General features: G+C 71.6%; 10 protein-coding genes. 1 reads left to right on the forward strand and 9 read right to left on the reverse strand.

The genetic code is table 11. The annotated features are described in order from the left end of the window. Positions 1–36: 36 nt before the first annotated feature. The 4 genes from VGZ32_RS06475 to VGZ32_RS06490 form a co-directional block, all read right to left on the reverse strand. Positions 37–1,104, reverse strand: a complete 1,068-nt coding sequence (locus VGZ32_RS06475; protein WP_326884926.1) for a helix-turn-helix domain-containing protein — start codon at positions 1,102–1,104, stop codon at positions 37–39. Positions 1,105–1,454: 350 nt separating this feature from the next. Then, complete coding sequence (locus tag VGZ32_RS06480) at positions 1,455–4,055, reverse strand: DNA translocase FtsK (protein ID WP_326884927.1); 2,601 nt, start codon at positions 4,053–4,055, stop codon at positions 1,455–1,457. A gap of 140 nt (positions 4,056–4,195) precedes the next feature. Beyond that, entirely contained in the window at positions 4,196–4,849 is a 654-nt protein-coding gene (locus VGZ32_RS06485; RefSeq protein WP_326884928.1) for a response regulator, read from the reverse strand. 68 nt (positions 4,850–4,917) lie between these two features. Then, positions 4,918–9,486 carry a HAMP domain-containing protein gene (locus tag VGZ32_RS06490; protein ID WP_326884929.1) on the reverse strand — a complete coding sequence of 1,523 codons (4,569 nt, stop codon included), beginning with the start codon at positions 9,484–9,486 and terminating at the stop codon, positions 4,918–4,920. Positions 9,487–9,768: 282 nt separating this feature from the next. On the opposite strand from VGZ32_RS06490, the gene VGZ32_RS06495 reads away from it, so the two are divergent. Then, on the forward strand, positions 9,769–12,003 hold the full coding sequence (locus tag VGZ32_RS06495; RefSeq protein ID WP_326884930.1) for a SpoIIE family protein phosphatase: 2,235 nt from the start codon (positions 9,769–9,771) through the stop codon (positions 12,001–12,003). Positions 12,004–12,061: 58 nt separating this feature from the next. Here the strand turns inward: VGZ32_RS06495 and VGZ32_RS06500 are convergent, their stop codons facing one another. The 5 genes from VGZ32_RS06500 to VGZ32_RS06520 form a co-directional block, all read right to left on the reverse strand. Next, positions 12,062–13,480, reverse strand: a complete 1,419-nt coding sequence (locus tag VGZ32_RS06500; RefSeq protein ID WP_326884931.1) for a sugar porter family MFS transporter — start codon at positions 13,478–13,480, stop codon at positions 12,062–12,064. A gap of 238 nt (positions 13,481–13,718) precedes the next feature. Beyond that, positions 13,719–14,312 carry a GTP-binding protein gene (locus VGZ32_RS06505; protein ID WP_349263511.1) on the reverse strand — a complete coding sequence of 198 codons (594 nt, stop codon included), beginning with the start codon at positions 14,310–14,312 and terminating at the stop codon, positions 13,719–13,721. Next, complete coding sequence (locus VGZ32_RS06510) at positions 14,293–14,601, reverse strand: DUF742 domain-containing protein (RefSeq protein ID WP_349263516.1); 309 nt, start codon at positions 14,599–14,601, stop codon at positions 14,293–14,295. The genes VGZ32_RS06505 and VGZ32_RS06510 overlap by 20 nt, the downstream gene beginning before the upstream one ends. A gap of 135 nt (positions 14,602–14,736) precedes the next feature. After that, positions 14,737–15,159 carry a roadblock/LC7 domain-containing protein gene (locus VGZ32_RS06515; RefSeq protein WP_349263512.1) on the reverse strand — a complete coding sequence of 141 codons (423 nt, stop codon included), beginning with the start codon at positions 15,157–15,159 and terminating at the stop codon, positions 14,737–14,739. 91 nt (positions 15,160–15,250) lie between these two features. Continuing rightward, the gene (locus VGZ32_RS06520; RefSeq protein ID WP_326884933.1) at positions 15,251–19,258 is read right to left on the reverse strand and encodes a nitrate- and nitrite sensing domain-containing protein; all 4,008 of its coding nucleotides are present in this window, start codon (positions 19,256–19,258) and stop codon (positions 15,251–15,253) included. Positions 19,259–19,406: the final 148 nt, after the last annotated feature.

Genomic DNA, 19,406 nt, shown 5'->3' on the forward strand with positions numbered 1-19,406 from the left:
CTGGCGCCCACGGGGCCTCGGTGCGTCGCCGGTGGGCTACTGCGCCGTCTCCACCTTGTACGTGGCGTGGAAGACCTCTCCGGACGAGCCTGGGGCGTTCAGGTTGTGCCCGTTCACGACGATATCGACGGCGCCCGCGTCCCCGACGATCACGTCGAGCTTGGCCGGATCGGTGAACTCCTGCGCCTGCCCGTGCTGGAGGATGTTCCAGTAGAGCTGCTTGCCCGCGGAGTTCGTGATGCCGAGCCAGCTCGCGGCGCTGCGCGCGGTCACCCGCACGTCCACCTGGGTGGTCGGGCTCGGCGACGGCTGCGGCGCCACAGCGGCCGTGGAAGGCGCCGGCGACGGCTTGGGGTGGGCCTGAGCGGCCGCGGCTGCGCCGTTCGAGGCCGTCGCGCGGGCCGCACCGCCGGATCCGTCCGGCCACAGCTGCACCGCCGCCACGAGGCCCACCGCGGCGAGCGCGCCGAGCAGCGCGATCGACCAGTTCGGGCCGGTCCGCACGGCGCCCTTCGCCCCGCCCAGGAAGGCCGCCGGCCGTTCGTTGAGAGCAGGCCCGCCCCGCCCGCTGTCCACGATCGCCGCCGCGGAGCCGGCGTCCGCGTCCGTGAAGTCGCCGCGCCGCTCGTGCTTGAGCCGGGGCACGCCCGGCGGCGGGGTCGCGCCGGCCATCGGCACCAGGGACGGCACCGCGCCGGGCACGATCGTCGGCAGCACGGAGCGTGCCCGCTTGGCCACCGCGTTCTGCCCGCCGCGCGGTGCGCCCGGCACCGCCTCGTTCGGCGGCTGCGGCACTACGCGCGGCTTGCGCAGGTCACGCTTCGTGAGCGGAGGCAGGTGGATCTCGCCGTACTCGGCCAACAGCGGCTCGGGGTCCAGGCCCACCGCGCGTGCGTAGCTTCTGATGTGCCCGCGGGCGTAGATGTCCCCGCCGCACGCGTCGAACTGCCCGGCCTCGACCCGGTGCAGCACCTCCACGGTGATCCTGGTGGCCTCGCTCACCTGCCGGGCGGTCAGCCCGGCGGTCAGACGGGCGCTCAGCAGCTTCTCCCCGATCCTCCGGTGCGCCTCGCCGTGCTGCCGCCCGTCAAGTTCCTGCGCCACTTTGGATCCCGCCTCTCGTCCGCTCTCGTGCGCCTCCGCGACTGCTCATGCCCGGCGGGACCGCGACACTCCCCTCACCTAGGCAGCATTCGCCCGATTGGCCGCTCTTCGGATTTATCCGCCGCACCGGTGCGGCGCGGTCCGCCTCGCACGGCCCCGCCCCGGGCGGTCGCGACCCGAGCCGGGCGCGATCGGCCACGGGCTTCGCTCGCCGGGCCTAACGCGCAAGGGGACGAGACGGTCACCGAATACACACGTTCGTGGTGACCAGTGCCCGCACGGACCGCCGGGCTGGGCCAGGAGAGTGGGTCAGGACGGTGGGCCGGGAGAGTGGGTCAGGACGCCGTGCTTTACGACTCGCCGCGCAGGGATTCGAGCAGCCCGTCGAGGTCGTCCGGGCGGATCAGCACGTCGCGGGCCTTCGCGCCCTCCGAGGGCCCGACCACCCCGCGCGATTCGAGCAGGTCCATCAGCCGGCCGGCCTTGGCGAAGCCGACCCGCAGCTTGCGCTGGAGCATCGAGGTCGAGCCGAACTGGGTGGAGACGACCAGCTCGGCGGCCTGCAGGAGCAGCTCGAGGTCGTCGCCGATCTCCTCGTCGGTCTCCCGCTTCTTCTCCGCGGACTCGGTGACGTCCGGACGGTACTCGGGCTGCAGCTGCTCCTTGCAGTGCTTGACGATGGACTCGATCTCTTTGTCCGACAGGTACGCGCCCTGGAGCCGGGTCGGCTTCGAGGCGCCCATCGGCAGGAAGAGCGCGTCGCCCTTGCCGACCAGCTTCTCCGCCCCGGTCTGGTCCAGGATGACCCGGGAGTCGGCCAGCGAGGAGGTGGCGAAGGAGAGCCGGGAGGGCACGTTCGCCTTGATCAGCCCGGTGACCACGTCGACACTGGGCCGCTGGGTGGCCAGGACCAGGTGGATGCCGGCGGCGCGGGCGAGCTGGGTGATGCGCACGATCGAGTCCTCGACGTCGCGCGGGGCGACCATCATCAGGTCGGCCAGCTCGTCCACGATCACCAGCAGGTACGGGTAGGGCCGGTACTCGCGCTCGCTGCCCAGCAGGGGCTTGAGCTTCCCGGCGCGCACCGCCTTGTTGAAGTCGTCGACATGCCGGAACCCGGACGCGGCGAGGTCGTCGTAGCGCAGGTCCATCTCCCGCACCACCCACTGCAGCGCCTCCGCCGCCTTCTTCGGCGAGGTGATGATCGGGGTGATCAGGTGCGGGATGCCCTCGTACGAGGTCAGCTCGACCCGCTTCGGGTCGACCAGCACCAGCCGCACCTCGTCCGGGGTGGCCCGGGCCAGGATCGAGGTGATGAGGGTGTTGATGCAGGTGGACTTGCCCGCGCCGGTGGCCCCGGCGACCAGGATGTGCGGCATCTTGGTCAGGTTCGCGGTGATGTCGCGGCCCTCGACGTCCTTGCCGAGGCCGACCAGCATCGGGTGGTGGTCGGCGACGGCGTGCGGCGAGCGCAGGATGTCGCCGAGCGAGACCATCTCCCGGTCCATGTTCGGGATCTCGATGCCGATCGCGGACTTGCCCGGGATCGGCGACAGGATCCGCACATCGGCCGAGGCCACCGCATAGGCGATGTTCTTCGACAGAGCCGTGATGCGCTCGACCTTGACCGCCTGGCCGAGCTCCACCTCGTACCGGGTCACGGTCGGGCCCCGGGTGAAGCCGGTGACCTGCGCGTCCACCGCGAATTGCTCGAAGACCCCGGTCAGCTGCTCGACCACCATGTCGTTGGCCTTGGACTTCACTCGAAGCGGCGTGCCCTTCGAGAGCAGGTCGAGCGGAGGCAGCTGGTAGTCGGCGCCACTGGACAGGGTCAGCTGCTCGACCCGCGGCGCGGCCGGGATCGGGTCGGCGGAGGGCGCGTCGCGGTCCTTGGCGCCGGCCCGCGGCCTGCGCTGCTGCGGGGGCAGCGGGAGGACGACGGTGGGCTCCGGCTCGCCCGCGAACGGCTCGACGTCCGGGATCGGGTCGCCCAGCGGCAGGCCGTCGGACAGGTCGGTCTTGGGCGTGCGTCGGCGGGACGCCGTCGCAGGGCGCAGATCCGTCGGATCATCCTCGTCGACCGGCGGCATCAGGTCGGGCGGCGCGGTGCCGTGGAAGGCGCGGTAGAGCAGCGCGTCGGCCTTGGCCCGGGCGGCGCGCAGCCGCTCCGGAATCCGGTAGACCGGGGTCGCGGTGGTGACCAGCAGCCCGAAAAGGATCACCAGGAGGAGCAGCGGGACGGCGAGCCATTGGGTGAGCACGGCGGAGATCGGGGCCGAGACCAGGTAACCGACCCAACCGGCGCCGTGCCGCATCGCCAGCGGACCCATCGACGGCGTCGGCGCTCCGCGCCCGATGTGCACGATCCCTGCGACACCGAGGGTCAGCGCGGTCAGGCCGATCGCGATCCGCCCGGCGTCTCGCGTGGTCTCCCGCGGGTGTCGCATGACCCTGATCGCCAGCCCGACGAGCACCAGCGGCACGAGTTTGTCCAGCACGCCGAGGCTGCCGGTGACAACGGTGACCAGCGCCGTGCCGACCTTTCCGGGCAGCTGGTGCCACACGGCGGCACCGAGGATGAGCGCGGCGGCCAGCAGCGCCAGGCCGATGCCGTCGCGACGGTGGTCGGGATGCAGGACGGGCTCCCCTTCCCCGTCCGCTGTTCTGGGGCGGCGCACGAGGTGCCCTATGCCGCGGCCGATCCCCATCCACAGCACCGAGATGAGCGCGAAGATCCCGTCGAAGAAGAGCTCGAACGGTCCCTTGGTGACCGGCCTCGACGGGTTCTGCCGCCGGTTGCGGGCGCTGTTGCCGCCCCGGCCGCGCGCGGGCTGCTTCTTCGCCGGGGCCCGGTTCGCGGCGTTGCGCGCGGCCGCCCGCTGCGTCGCAGAGTTCTTCGTCGAGGCGTCCTTCACCCCCGCACCGCGTCGAGTCTGGGCAGAGGGCGCCATGATCCAGAGATTAGCGGATGATCACGATCACCGGCCCGCGACGCGCCGACGCGGGTGCCGCGGTGTTCTTAAAGCCAGTGCTCTCAAAGCCGGTGTGTTCGAAAGCAGTGTGTCCGGGTTCTACGACGGTGAAAGTTTCATCAGGCCAATGCGTCGATCGCCGAGCGCAGCCGGGCAAGCCTGGTCGCGAGCACGTCCACGGTCGCCGCCAGTTCCTCGCGCGGCACGGCGTCCCGGTTCGAGTCGGCGGCCAGCTTCTCCAGCGCGCGGGTGTGCTCCTCGACCGCCGCGAGCCGCGCGGACAGCTCGGCGACCAGCTGCGGCCCGGTGTCCTTGGCCGCCTCGCCCGCGCCCGGCCCCTCCGCGAGCCGGCCGGCCAGCAGCGCCGACTGCTCCTTCAGCAGCAGGTTCTTGCGATGCAGCTCCACGAACACCGAGACCTTCGCCCGCAGGATCCACGGGTCGAACGGCTTGGCCAGGTAGTCCACCGCGCCCGCCGCGTAGCCGCGGAAGGTGTGGTGCGGGCCGTTGGACACGGCGGTCAGGAAGATGATCGGAATGTCCTTCGTGCGCTCCCGCCGCTTGATGTGCGCGGCCGTCTCGAACCCGTCGAGCCCCGGCATCTGCACGTCCAGCAGTATCACCGCGAAATCGTCGGTGAGCAGCGCCTTGAGTGCCTCCTCGCCGGAATTGGCGCGCACCAGGGTCTGGTCGAGCGCGCCGAGAACCGCCTCGAGGGCCACCAGGTTCTCCGGCCGGTCGTCGACCAGAAGGATCTTCGCCCGGTCTGCCACGCGTTCCGTCGCCTTCCGTCGCGGCGGCCGGACTTGCCCCGGCCGCCTTTGTCGTGTCTGCGATCGCCCTACCGTACCGGTCGGCCGTCCTCCTCGGCATTGAGCCAGCTCCTGATCAGATTGAGCAGCTCGTCTATGTCGACCGGTTTGGTCACGTATTCCGAGGCCCCGGCGTCGAGCGCCTTCTCCCGGTCGCCCTGCATGGCCTTCGCGGTCAGCGCGATGATCGGCAGGTCGGCGAAGCGGTCCATCCGCCGGATCGCCCGCATCGTGGCGTATCCGTCCATCTCGGGCATCATGATGTCCATCAGGACCAGGTCGATGTGCTGGGCCCGCTCCAGCAGATCGATGCCCTCGCGTCCGTTCTCCGCGTAGCGCACCGAGAGTCCGCGCTGCTCCAGCACGCTGGTGAGCGCGAACACGTTGCGCACGTCGTCGTCCACGATGAGCACGGTCTCGCCGGAGAACCGGCCGGTGAACCGGCCCTCCCCGGACTCCGCGACGTCCCGGCGCGGGGCGAGGAACCGGCCGTCGTTCTTGCCCTGCTCCGCCGCCGCCGTGGCCGCCAGCGCCTTCTCCATGGTGTGCGCGTCGAGCACGCCGCGCTGCTCGGGCACCCGCGGTGCGGCGGTCGTCCGCGACTGCTCCGGCACCTGCTCGAGCGGGAGGTAGAGCGAGAAGACCGAGCCGCGGCCGAGGGTGGAGCTGACCGTGATGCCGCCGCCGAGCAGGTGCGCGATCTCCCGGCTGATCGACAGGCCCAGGCCCGTGCCGCCGTGCTTGCGGCTGATCGTGCCGTCGGCCTGCTGGAAGGCCTCGAAGATGATGCGCAGCTTCTCCTCGGCGATACCGATGCCGGAGTCCGCGACGGTGAACGCGACCGACCGGTTGAGCAGGATCGGCTGGCCGGGCCCGGCGTCGCCGGCCGAGCCCCCGCCGAGCCGGACGCTCTGCTCGACGCTCACCCGCAGCTCCACCGAGCCGGACTCGGTGAACTTCACCGCGTTGGACAGCAGGTTGCGCAGGATCTGCTGGAGCCGCTGCTCGTCGGTGTGCAGCTCGGCCGGCACCCGCGGATCGAGCCGGATGGTGAAGTCCAGGCCCTTCTCCACGGTGAGCGGGCGGAAGGTGGCCTCCACGTACTCGACCAGGGTGCTGACGGCTATCGGGGCGGCCTGCACGTCCATCCGGCCCGCCTCGATCTTGGACAGGTCCAGGATGTCGCTGATCAGGCCGAGCAGGTCGGATCCCGCCGAGTGGATGGTCTCGGCGAACTCGATCTGCTTCCCGCTCAGGTTGCCGTCGTTGTTGTCCGCCAGCAGCCGGGCGAGAATCAGCAGGCTGTTGAGCGGGGTGCGCAGCTCGTGCGACATGTTGGCGAGGAACTCGGACTTGTACTTCGAGGCCAGCGCCAGCTGGTCGGCGCGCTCCTCAAGGGCCTGCCTGGCCTGTTCGATCTCGAAGTTCTTGACCTCGATGTCCTTGTTCTGCCGGGCCAGCAGCGCCGCCTTGTCCTCGAGTTCCGCGTTGGAGCGCCGCAGTTCCTCCTGCTGGCTCTGAAGCTCCTCCGAGCGCTCCTCGAGCTGCGCGGTCAGCTGCTGCGACTTGGTGAGCAGGTCCTCGGTGACGCTGTTGGCCATGATGGTGTTCACCGTGACGCCGATGGACTCCACGATCTGGTCCAGGAACGCCCGTTGGACCTCGGTGAACCTCTCGAACGAGGCCAGTTCGATCACGGCCAGCGGCTGCGACTCGAACAACACGGGAAGCACGATCAGCGCGGCGGGGGAAGCGCCACCCAGGCCGGTGGAGATCGGCAGGTATCCGGCCGGGACCTGCTCGATCAGGATCGGCGAACGCTGCGCCGCGGCCTGGCCGACCAGTCCCTCGCCGATCTGGAAGCGGACCGCGGTCTTCGCGGCGCTGGCCCGCTTCGGCACGATGCCGTCGCCCTCCTGGCGCTCGGTCAGCAGCCCGTACCCGGCCAGCATCCGCAGCGAGTCGCCCTCGCGCAGGTAGAACGCGCCCTGCTGGGCCTTCACGACCGGCGTCAGCTCGGCCATGATCAGCTGCGCCACCGCCATCAGGTCCCGCTTGCCCTGCATCAGGCCGCTGATGCGGGCGAGGTTGCCCTTGAGCCAGTCCTGGTCCTGGTTGCGCCGGGTGGTCTCGCGCAGGTTCGCGATCATCTGGTTGATGTTGTCCTTGAGCTCGGCCACCTCCCCGGACGCGTCGACGTCGATCTGCTGGGTCAGGTTGCCCCTGGTCACCGCGGTGGCCACCTCGGCGATCGCGCGCACCTGGGTGGTCAGGTTCCCGGCCAGCTGGTTCACCGACTCGGTCAGCCGCTGCCAGGTGCCCGAGACGCCGTCCACCGTCGCCTGGCCGCCCAGCTTGCCCTCGTTGCCCACCTCGCGGGCGACTCGGGTCACCTCGCGGGCGAAGATGGACAGCTTGTCGACCATCGTGTTGATCGTGGTCTTCAGCTCCAGGATCTCGCCGCGGGCGTCGACGTCGATCTTCTTGGTCAGGTCGCCTCGGGCGACCGCAGTGGTCACCTGGGCGATGTTGCGGACCTGGCTGGTGAGGCTGTTCGCCATGACGTTGACGTTGTCGGTCAGGTCCTTCCAGGTGCCGGCGACGCCGGTGACCTGTGCCTGGCCGCCCAGCTGGCCCTCGGTGCCGACCTCGCGGGCGATACGGGTGACCTCCGCGGCGAAGACCGAAAGCTGGTCCACCATGCGGTTGATGGTGTTCTTCAGCTCGAGCACCTCGCCGCGCGCGTCCACCTCGATCTTCTCGGACAGGTCGCCGCGCGCCACCGCCGAGGCCACCTGTGCGATTTCACGCACCTGGGTGGTCAGGTTGTTCGCCATGACGTTGACGTTGTCGGTCAGGTCCTTCCAGATGCCCGCGACGCCGCGTACTCGGGCCTGGCCGCCGAGCTGGCCTTCCGTACCCACCTCGCGGGCGACTCGGGTCACCTCGTCCGCGAAGGCGGAGAGCTGGTCGACCATCGTGTTGATGGTCTCCTTGAGCTGGAGGATCTCGCCGCGCGCGTCGACGGTGATCTTCTGCGAGAGGTGACCGCGGGCGACGGCCGTGGTGACCTGGGCGATGTTGCGGACCTGGGTGGTCAGGTTGTTCGCCATCAGGTTCACCGAGTCGGTCAGGTCCTTCCAGGTCCCGGCCACGCCGGGCACCTTCGCCTGACCGCCGAGCTGACCTTCGGTACCCACCTCACGTGCGACTCGGGTGACCTCGTCGGCGAACGCTGAGAGCTGGTCCACCATCGCGTTGATGGTGTTCTTCAGCTCGAGCACCTCGCCGCGCGCGTCCACCTCGATCTTCTCGGACAGGTCGCCCTGCGCCACGGCGGTGGTCACCTGCGCGATGTTGCGCACCTGGTTGGTCAGGTTGTTCGCCATGAAGTTGACGTTGTCGGTCAGGTCCTTCCAGGTCCCCGCGACGCCCGGGACGTTGGCCTGGCCGCCGAGCTGGCCTTCGGTACCCACCTCGCGTGCGACTCGGGTGACCTCGTCCGCGAAGGCGCCGAGCCGGACGACCATGTCGTTGATGGTCTCCTTCAGCTCGAGCATCTCGCCGGCGACCTCGACGGTGATCTTCTGGCCGAGGTCGCCCCGGGCGACCCCGGTCGTCACCCCGGCTATGTCGCGGACCTGAGCAGTGAGGTTCGAGGCCATGGAGTTGACCGATGCGGTCAGGTCGCGCCAGATCCCGGCCGCGCCGGGCACGTTGGCCTGTCCGCCGAGCCGCCCCTCGGTGCCGAGCTCCCGGGTGACGCGGATCACTTCCGAGGAGAAGTCCGAGAGCTGGTCGACCATGTCGTTGATGGTCTGCTTGAGGTTCTCCATGGCGCCCGAGGCGGGCCCCTCGACCTTGCGGGACAGGTCGCCGGCGGCCACCGCGGAGGTCACCCGCAGGATCTCCTGGAACTGTCCGCTCAGCCGGTTCCAGGACCGCTCCACCGTGCCCAGCAGCTCGTTCCATTCGCCCGGCATCCGGTCCGGCCGGAACGGGGACTCGGACGGCTGCTCGCCGGAGGCGTCGATCTCGCCGCCGACCGTCGCGGCCAGCCAGGCGATCGCCGCGTGCACGGTGTCGAGCTGGGCGGTGAGGCGGTTGACCGCGCGGGCCTTGCGCAGTACGTCGCCGCGCAGGGTGCGGCCTTCAGGGGCGAGGTCCACGGGGTGTTCGGCCGCCTCGCGCAGCTCGCCGGACGCCAGCGCCTCGATGACCCGGTCCACGTCCGCGATCGGGCCGAGGAGCCCGTCGAGCATCTGGTTGACCGAGCCGACGGTCTGGGCCCACGCGCCGCGCCCGGCCATCGGGCTCAACCGCTCGGCGAGCTTGCCGTCGCGGCCCACCGAGACCGAAACCCGCTCCAGCTCGGCGGCCAGCAGCTGCTGCCGCTCCACGATCTCGTTGAACAGCGCCGTGGCCTCGGCCAGCGCGGACCCTGGAATCACCTCGAGGCGCAGCCTCAGATCGCCGTCCCGCACCGCGCGCAGGATCCTGACGAGCCCGTCGAGCTCCATCGTGTGCTCGCCGATCTCGAGCCTCGTGCTGGGAGCATCCGGCCGCTCGGTCACCTTCGTGTCCGACCGCTGCACCATAGAAGAACCTCTCCTCGGTTGTGACGGTCCGCCAGTCCGGCGCGATACACGCATGCGCCATCCGGCCGCCCACACCTCAGCCAGTTTCGCACCGTATCAGGAGCACAGGGAAGAAATCTCCTGTTCCGCATACCCTTTGACACGGTCCGGTCACCGCGAGCGCCCCTGCAAGGTTCACCTACAGTTCACGCAATGCGGTCCGCGACCCGCTCGTCACTCCCCGGCGTGGAGTGGATACCCGCTGTTGCTTCACGAGCGGCGCTGGACGGATACGATCGACGCGTGGGCAGCACAGCGGATGGCGCGGTGGCGGATCTGCGGACGGCCGTGTTCGGACCCGATCCGTCGGCCGTCGGTCCGGCACGGGCGTTCGTCCGTGATGCCGTGCGCGGATGGGGCGCACAGGCGGTGCTGGATGACGCGGTGTTGATCGCGAGCGAGCTGGTGACGAACGCGGTCGTGCACGCGGGCACCGCCGCGGAGGTTTCATGCGCGCTGGTGCGTGACGAGAACGGGCACGGCACCGCGGTGCGGGTCGAGGTGGCGGACCAGCACCCGGGGCGCACGGTGCCCACGCCGCGCATCCCCTTGGACGACGACGCGGAGCCGCTGGAGTTCGCCCAGCAGGAGAGCGGTCGCGGACTGTATCTGTCCGCGCAGATCGCCTCCGCATGGGGAGTCCAGTACACGCGCACCCGCAAGCAGATCTGGTTCCTGCTGCCGCTGCCCGAGGGCGCCAAGTCCGCGCCGCCGGTTCCGGAGCCCCCGCCCACCGGGCCGATCCGGTTCCAGCCGATGACGCCGCAGCGCGCGGCCGTGGAAGACCTCGACGACTACCTGGCGCTGACCGCCGAGAAGATCAAGACCCTGCTGGACGCCGACGGCGCCTTCATTCTGCTGGCCGAGGACGGCGACCTCGACGCGGGGCTGCGGCTGCGCGCCGAGGCCGGACTGCCGCCCGGGCTGCCCCGGGTCACCGCCGCGCCGAGCGCGGCCGGGCGGATCGGACTGGCCGGCCTGCCCGCCGTCTACCCGGACCTGGCTGGGCCCTCTGAACACGGCACCGCGCTGATCGGCGCGCTCGCCGCAGCGGGCCTGCGGTCGATGGTGACCGCGCCCTTGTCTTCGACACCAGGCGTGGCCGGATCCCTAAGGCCCAGCGGGCTGATCGCCGTCGTCGCACGCGAACCGGACCGGTTCACCGAGCAGGACGCGGTGCGCCTCGGCGAGGACGCGGACCGGATCGCAGCGCTCGTCGAGTCGGCCCGGTTGGCCGAGGCGGGCCGGGCCCGCCGCGGCGCCCTGTCGTTCCTGGCCGAAGCGGGCGAACTGCTGGCCGGATCGCTGGACCCGGACCGCACGCTCGCCCTGGCCGCGCAGCTCGTCGTGCCATCGCTGGCCCGCTGGTGCGCGGTGCACCGGCTGGACGAGGCCGGGCGCCCGGTGCTGGCGCTCGTCTGGCACGCGGACGAGGACCTGCACGACCGGCTGGAGAAGGCGGTGCTCGAATCCGGGCCGCCGACCACCGAGTCGGTCGCCGGGGTGTGGCCGAAGCTGTCCGGCGACACGGAAGTGCTGCGCCCCGGCGAGCTTCTGGTCGTGCCGCTCCAGGCGCGCGGCCGCCAACTCGGCACCCTGACACTCGCGGCCGCGCCCGACGGCCGGTTCCCGCACGACACCGCCGAGCTGGCCTGGGATCTGGGCCGCCGGGTCGCGGTGACCTACGACTCCGCGCTCGCGTACGCGGGGCGCCGAGAGACCGCGCACGCCCTGCAATCCTCGCTGCTGCCGCCGGTCGTCCCCGAGGTGGCAGGGGCGGATATCGCAGTGGTCTACCATCCGGCGGGCAGCGCCCTGACCCCGGCCCACCTGAGTCAGGACACGCTGGTCGGCGGCGACTTCTACGACGTGTTCGAGATCCGCCCGGGCTGCTGGGGCCTGGCGATCGGCGACGTGTGCGGCACCGGCGCCCAGGCCGCCGCCGTCACCGGCCTGGCCCGCACCGCGTTGCGCCTGTTGGCCCGCGAAGGACTGCGCCCGCCCGCCGTGCTCAGCCGGCTGAACCGGGCGATCCTCGACGAGGGCGAGCGCGGCAGGTTCCTGACGCTCCTGTACGCCGAGGCTGAGCCGCGTCCAGATGGTTCGCTGGCTCTGGCCCTGGTATGCGCGGGCCACCCGCCGCCCCTGGTCCTGCGGACGGACGGCACGGTCGTCATCGGCGCGTCCAGCCAGCCGCTGCTCGGCGTGATCGAGGGCGATCCCGGCTTCCACGTGGAGTCGCTGGCGCTCACCCCCGGCGAGACGTTGCTGGCGTTCACCGACGGCGCGAGCGAGCGGCGGCGCGCCGGCGGCGAGATGCTGGAGGCCGAGGGTCTGGCGGCGGTCCTGGCCGATTGCCGCTCGCTGTCCGCGGCCGGCGTGGCGGCGCGGGTTCAGCGCGCCGTCGAGGAGTTCGGCGACGCCCCGCTGACCGACGACATGGCCGTGATGGTGATCCGGGCGACCGGCGAGATCTGACAGAGCTCTGACCGGGGTCTGACCCGAGACCGGTTCTTCCACCTGGTCAGGATCGTTGTTATCCCATCTGCTCCAAGGCTTTCCCCTTGGTCTCTCGGACCGCGAAGACGACGAAGGGGATCGAGGCCGCGGCGAAGCAGGCGTAGATGACGTAGCTGCCGCTGAGCGACCAGCGCGACATCGACGGGAAGCTCTGGGTGATCGTGAAGTTGGCCAGCCACTGCGCCGAGGCCGCGACGGACAGCGCCAGCGCCCGGATCTTGTTCGGGAACATCTCGCCGAGCATGACCCAGACCACCACGCCCCACGACATCGCGAAGAAGAACACGTAGACGTGGGCGGCGACGATCGCCGTGGTGCCCTCGGCCTTCGGGATGTGCGCGGTGCTGCCGCTGCCGCTCGCGTATGAGAACGCCCACGCCGCCAGGCCCAGCGAGATCGCCATGCCGGCCGAGCCGATCAGCGCCAGGGGTTTGCGGCCGACCCGGTCGATGACCAGGATCGCCACCACCGTGCCGACGATGTTGACCAGCGAGGTCGACACCGAGATCAGCAGCGAGCTGGCCTCGTTGATCCCCACCGACTGCCACAGCAGCGAGGAGTAGTAGAAGATCACGTTGATGCCGACGAACTGCTGGAAGACCGACAGCCCGATGCCGACCCAGACCACCGCGAGCACCCGGCCGGACGGCCCGAGCAGGTCGCGGAAGCCCGGCCGGTGGTCGGCCGCCAGCACGGCCCGGATCTCGGCGATGCGGGCGTCGACGTCCTGCTCCCCCTCGACCTTCAGCAGCACTTCGCGGGCGCGCTGGTCCTGGTCCGTGGCGATCAGGAACCGCGGCGACTCGGGCACCGTCAGCGCGAGGCTGCCGTAGACGAGCGCCGGGACGACCTCGGCCAGCAGCATCCACTGCCAGGCGTTCAGACCCCAGAGATGGTTCTCGCTGCGGCCCCCGGCCGCCTGTGCCAGGCCGTAGTTCACCAGCTGGGAGATGAAGATCCCGAGCACGATCGCCATCTGCTGGAGCGAGCCGAGCCGGCCGCGGTACGCGGGCGGCGCGACCTCCGCGATGTACGCCGGCGCGATCACGGACGCGATGCCGATGCCGAGACCGCCGATCACCCGCCAGAAGGCCAGATCCCAGATATTGAAGGGCAGACCCGCCCCGATTCCGCTGACCACGAACAGGATCGCGGCCAACACCATGACCTTGACCCGGCCGATCCGGTCGGCCAGCTGCCCGGCCATCCAGGCGCCCGCCGCCGAACCGAGCAGCGCCGCCGCGACCGCGAACCCGGTCTGGCTGGAGCCGACCGCGAAGTGCTTCTGGATCCCGGTCACCGCGCCGTTGATCACGGCACTGTCATAGCCGAAGAGGAAGCCGCCCATCGCTGCCGCTGCGGCGATGAAGACCACGTATCCGAAGTGGGTCTCTTCCCCGGGCACCATCACCGGGTCAGTTCGCGCGGAGGACATACATCGAACACACCACAAGCGGCGGCCCGACGCCATCCGGGCGGGGGCTAATGCGTCCGAACGCATGATTGCGGACGCCGGGCTGATCGCGGATTCCGGGCGCAAAACGGCCCCGGGCGGCGGAGCCAAATCCGCGCGGCAGGTGCGAAGCGCAAGGCTCCTTCCCTCCCGCGCGGGCGACAGCCGCCCCGAAACCCGGACCGGGTCCGAGGCGCCCGCCTAACACCGCGCCCGGGGCTTAACGCATTGCGGCGAACCGGCTCATCGCGTGCTCGACCAGCCGGATCAGGGTGAGCTTCGTCGACTCCCGCGAACGGGCGTCGCAGGTGACGATCGGCACGTCGCCGGGTATCGACAACGCTTCGCGCACGTCCTCCACGTTGTGACTCAGATGACCGTCGAAACAGTTCAGCGCCACTATGTACGGCAGACCGGCGTCCTCGAAGTAGTCGATCGCCGCGAAGCAGTCGGCCAGCCGCCGGGTGTCCACCAGCACCACCGCGCCGATGGCGCCGCGGGTCAGGTCGTCCCACATGAACCAGAACCGGTTCTGTCCGGGGGTGCCGAACAGATACAGGATCAGCTCGCGGTCGAGCGAGACCCGGCCGAAGTCCATAGCCACCGTGGTGGTGGTCTTGTCCGGCACCTTCGACAGGTCGTCGATGCCGTCGCTGGCGGCGGTCATGACCGCCTCAGTCGTCAGCGGATTGATCTCCGAGACCGCGCCGACGAACGTGGTCTTCCCCACCCCGAAGCCCCCGGCGACGACGATCTTGACAGAAGTCGTCGGCCCCGCGGTCCGCTCGGGCGGGCTAGAGGTTGCGAAGTCCAATGAGCACCCTTTCCAGAAGCGCGAGGTCCGGCTTGCCCTCGGTGGTGTTCGACTGGTGGACCGCGATGAGGCCGGCCTCAGCCATGTCGCCGACCATCACGCGGGCCACGCCGAGCGGCATCCGCATGAGCGCGGCGATCTCCGCGAGCGACTTGACCTCGACGCACAGGTCGCAGATCCGCTGGTGTTCGGGCATCAGACCGAAGCCCGAGGTCCGGCCGCGCGGCGTGGTCGACACCAGCGCCTCGATGGCCAGTTGGTAGCGCGCCCGGGTCCGGCCGCCGGTCATGGCGTACGGGCGCACGAGCGGTGACGAATCGTGTCCTGAACTCAATGAAACCGTCCTTCACGCGGATTCTCGTGCGCCGCCGGCCGGGCGGTGGCGGGCGGTGGGCCCCTTCGCGGTGCGGGGCCCGGCCGCAGACTACCGGGGCAGCGCGTTCTGCAGTTCGGCACGCAAAGCCGGAGTGAGGACGTCGCCCGCCCGCTCAACGAGCAACGCCATCTCGTAGCCGATGAGTCCCATGTCGCAGTCCGAGGACGCGAGCACGGCCAGCACCGAACCATCGCTGATCGCCATCACGAACAGGAAGCCGCGGACCATCTCCACGACGGTCTGGGTGACCGCGCCGCCCTCGAAGATCCGGGCCGCGCCCTGGGTGAGGCTGGACAGACCCGAGGCGACCGCGGCCAGCTGGTCGGCCCGATCCCGGGGGAATCCGTTGGAGACCGCGAGCAGCAGGCCGTCAGCCGAGACCACGACCGTGTGCGCCACCCCCGGTACCCGGTCGACGAAATTAGTGATCAGCCAGTTGAGGTTCTGCGCCGCCTGGCTCAGCTCGCTCACAGTGCATCCCCTTCCAAAGGGAACGTCGGTACGGTGGTGGCTCCCTCAGCGGGGGTGCGGAACGAGCCGCGGACGCGGGGGGACGCAAACATCATGCGCCCTTCCCGTCGGATCCGGCAGCGCCCTTGTCCTTGCCCGCTTCGGGCTCGCCGGACGACGCCGCGTCGCGCCCCTGCCGCAGCCCCTGATGGAAGCTGGAGAGCCGGCCGCGCACCGCATCCGCCGAGCGCGGCGGGATCGGCGGGGGCGCCGCCTTCGCCGCGCCGGAGCCGCCCGCCGAGCCGGGCACCAGGTTGGACCTGGGCACCCGCTTCGGCAGACCCTTCTGCGTCAGCCCGGCCGCGACCGGCTTGGCCGCCGCCTGGGCCGCCTTCCACCCCTCGTCTCCCGGCGACGACCAGGATCCGGCGTTGTCCATGTGCTTGACTCCTCCGGAGTTCGCGGTCAGCGGCTCGGGGGCGGGCGCCGTCGGCAGCGGCTGCACGGGGATGACCGTGGGCCGCACCGGAGCGGCCGGGGACGCCGGCGGGGGCGTCTGCGCGGCCGGGGCCGGAGCCGCGGGTGCCGGGGTGGGCGGCGGACCGCTCACCGGGGACCGGGGCACAGAGGGTTGGGGTGCAGGGGGTTGAGACGCAGCTGGTTGAGACGCCGGGGGTCGGGACACAGGCGGTGCAGGCACGGGTGGTGCGGACACAGGCGGTGGGGACACAGGAGGCTGAGTCGTCGGCGGCTTGGCCTCGGAGGGCCCGGACACCGGCGGCCTGGGCGCCACGGGTGCTACCGGAGCCGGGGCGGCCGGCGGCGCAGCAGTCTGACGGACGGGACCGGGGGTGGTGGTCGGCGCGGCCCCCAGGGTCGGGGTGACGGGCCGGGCCATGGCGGCCTGGGCGCGGGCCTCGTCGCGGCGGCGGAACCACTCGGACTCCATCGCCTCGAAGATCGGCAGCCGCTCGTCGGTGACCGGGGCCGGGGGCAGCGGGTCCTGGGCGAACAGCCGCTCCACCGCGGTGGGCCCGGGCGGCGCGGCCGGGGGCAGCTGCGGCGCCGACGGCGGGGGCAGGAGCGACGCCGCGGGTTGCGGCGCGACCGGGGGCTGGAACGGTGCCGGAGGCTGCGGCGGGGCGGACGGCTCGGGACCGCGCACGGGCGGCAGCGGGAACTGGCCGGACCCGGAGGGGTCCTGGATCCGCGGCATCTGCCCGGTGTCGGCCCGGCCGGCGCCCGGCTGGGCGGGGTCGATGCGGCCCGTGTCGATGCGGCCGGGGTCGCTTCGGCCCAGATCGCCTCGGCCAGGCTCGGGTCGGCCGGCGTCGGGTCGCGGCTCGCCGGGCCGCGGGCCGGGGGCGTTGAACTGGGCGGGCGCCCCGGGTCCCGGCGGCGGCGTGCGGCCCGGCTCCGGCCGGCCCGCACCGGGCGTCTGGAACCGCCCGCTCGAGCCGAGCGCGTCGTCGGCGCCCGGGCCGGGGAACGGCGGGAAGTCCGGGATCGGGAACTCGCCGGTCGGGAAGTCCGGGCTCAGCGGCAGCGGCGGCACGGCCGGCATCGGGCCGGTGGGCGCTGGGTCGTGGCCGAACGGCGGCCGGTCGCGGTCCTCGAACGGCGTGCGGGCGCCGGGGATGTTCGGCGGTCCGCCGGGCCCGGCCTCGTTGAGCGCGCCTTCGCCGCGGGACGCCGGGTCCTGACGGCGCGGCAGCTCCTCGCCCGGGCCGATCGGCCGGGTCGGGGTCGGCGCCGGGCCGAGCGTGGGCAGGTCGGCGAACTGGTCGCCGTTGGACAGCGCCGCCGGGGCCGCGCCGCGGTACGGCGGGGCGGCCGAGCCCTCGCTGGGGAACACACCGCGGTCCCCGGGCGCGCCGGATTCGGGACTGTCCGGCTGGGCCGGGAAGCCGAGCTGGCCGCCGGGCCGCCGGGGCAGGGCGCCGAGCGAGCGGGCGCCGGTCGCCGACAGCTCCGGGGTCGGCGCCTGCTGCTCGCCCTCGGCGCCGGCCAGCAGGGTGCTGGGCACCAGCACGAGCGCGGTGATGCCGCCGCCCGCCGAGCGCCGCAGCCGCACCTGGATGCCGTGCCGGGTGGCCAGCCGGCCGACCACGTACAGGCCCATGCGGCGGGAGATGGCGACGTCGATGACCGGCGGGTTGGCCAGCCGCTCGTTGGCGTCGTCCAGCTCCTCCGGGGTCATCCCGATGCCGGCATCCTCGATCTCGAGCATGACGCCGCCGGTGTTGAGCATGTTCGCGGTGACCGAGACCTTGGTCTCCGGCGCGGAGAACGAGGTCGCGTTCTCCAGCAGCTCGGCGACCAGGTGGACCAGGTCGTTGACGACCCGGCCAAGCACGTTGACGTCGGGCAGGTCGCGCAGGGCGACCCGCTCGTACTGCTCCACCTCGGAGGCGCCGGCCCGCATGACGTCCAGCAGGCGCACCGCCTGGCTCCACTTGCGACCCGGCTCCTCGCCCGCGAGGACCAGCAGGTTCTCCCCGTTGCGCCGCATGCGCGTGGCCAGGTGGTCCAGCTTGAACAGGTTCGCCAGCTGGTCCGGGTCCTGCTCGCTGTTCTCCAGTTCGTCGATAAGCCGCAGCTGGCGCTGGACCAGCGACTGCGAGCGGCGGGAGAGGTTGACGAACATCGAATTGACGTTCGACCGCAGCAGCGCCTGCTCGGACGCCAGCCGGACGGCCTGCATGTGGACCTCGTCGAACGCCCGGGCCACCTGCCCGATCTCGTCGTTCGAGGTGATGGGGATCGGATCGACCGCGGACTCGGCGTCGAAGGAGGCGTCCGCGTCGCGCAGGCGGCGGACTATCTCGGGAAGCCGGTTGGCCGCGATGTCCAGGGCGCCGGTGCGCAGCGCCTGCAGCGGGCCGACCAGCGAGCGGGCGACGAGCACGATGCCGACGAAGGACAGGATCAACGCCAGGATGATCATCGCGGCGTTCTTGTACAGGTCCGACTGCGCGCCGTTCAGCAGGGACTGGGTGTCCGCCTCCATCTGCTGGGTCGCGGTGGCCTGGACCGTGCGCATATCGCCGATCGCGACCGGAAGCGACTCGTCCCGCACGACGGTGGCGTTGCTCGGGAACTGGCTCTGGCCGTAGCGCAGCTGGCCCTGGAGGACCTGGAGCGCCGTGGTGAGGGCGCCCTGGGCGGAGGCGACCTCCGGCCCCGAGACGGTCGCCTGGAACGACTGCAGCAGCGAGGGGGTCGCGGACTTCTCGAACGAGCTCTGCGCGGCGGTCTCCGCGGCGATCGCCTGGTTCAGGCCGGCGATCTGCTGCTGCTGGAGCGGCTGCTCTTGAAGCGGGCCCTGAGCCGCGAGCACCTGCTCGGTGAACACCTGGCCGATCGCTTGCGCCTCGATCATGTTCGCGATCGCGCCGACCGTGGCGCCGTCCTGGGACACGGTCGCGTCCGAGGTGCCTGCGGTGCCCGCGTCGAGCACCAAGAGCAGGTCGTCGATGATGCTGGTGTAGGTGCTATAGGCGACGGTGAACGGGACCGCCTTCTGCGTCACGACGATGCGGATCGAGGGCAGGTCGGTGACCGCGCGGCCGTCGGCCTCGGCGGACAGCGCACGCAGCACCGGGGAGTAGGAGCTGCCGTTGATCACCTGGAGGGCGGCGGAGCGCAGCTGGTCCTGCACGGTCAGCGACGCCTGGGTCGCCGTGGTGAACGCGGTGACCAGCGCCTGGTCGTCGGCGTTGTTCCCGGCCGCGGCCATGTTGCACGGGCTCATCACCGCCAGGCACACCGTGGCGGCGTCCCGCTCCTGCTGGAGGACCAGCAGCAGCCCTTCGACGGTCTCCGCGGTCTTCGCCTGGAACTGGACGTTCTGGAAGTGCTGCCGGTCCTGGTACAGCGTGCTGATACGCGCGGCGGCCAGCGAGATCGCCGCGATCAGCGGCAGCAGCACGAGCAGCGTCAGCCGGTTGCGCACCCGCCAGCTGCGCAGCGACAACAGGCCCGGGTTCTTGGCGGGGGGCGCCGCCGGGGCCGGATCCGCGGGCTGTGTGGGCCGACGGCGGTCCGAGCCGCCCGGCCGGCCCGCGCGCGCCCCCGCCTGGGCCGCGTCGCGGCGCGGGGTCACGGGACGTGTCTGCACTTGCCCTCACCAAGTTCGTGGCCGCACTTACTGCGCGCGTCGCGGTTTTACGTACCGGTAGCCGGCGCGCCGGGCGGCGTTTCGGTGGACGCGCTCAGCGGTCGGCGTCGGTCGACCGCGACGGGCTCGCCCGGCGGTCCGTTCAGGA

Source organism: Actinocrinis sp., from assembly GCF_035938995.1.
In the GTDB taxonomy this organism is placed as follows: Bacteria; Actinomycetota; Actinomycetes; order Streptomycetales; family Catenulisporaceae; genus DASZGI01.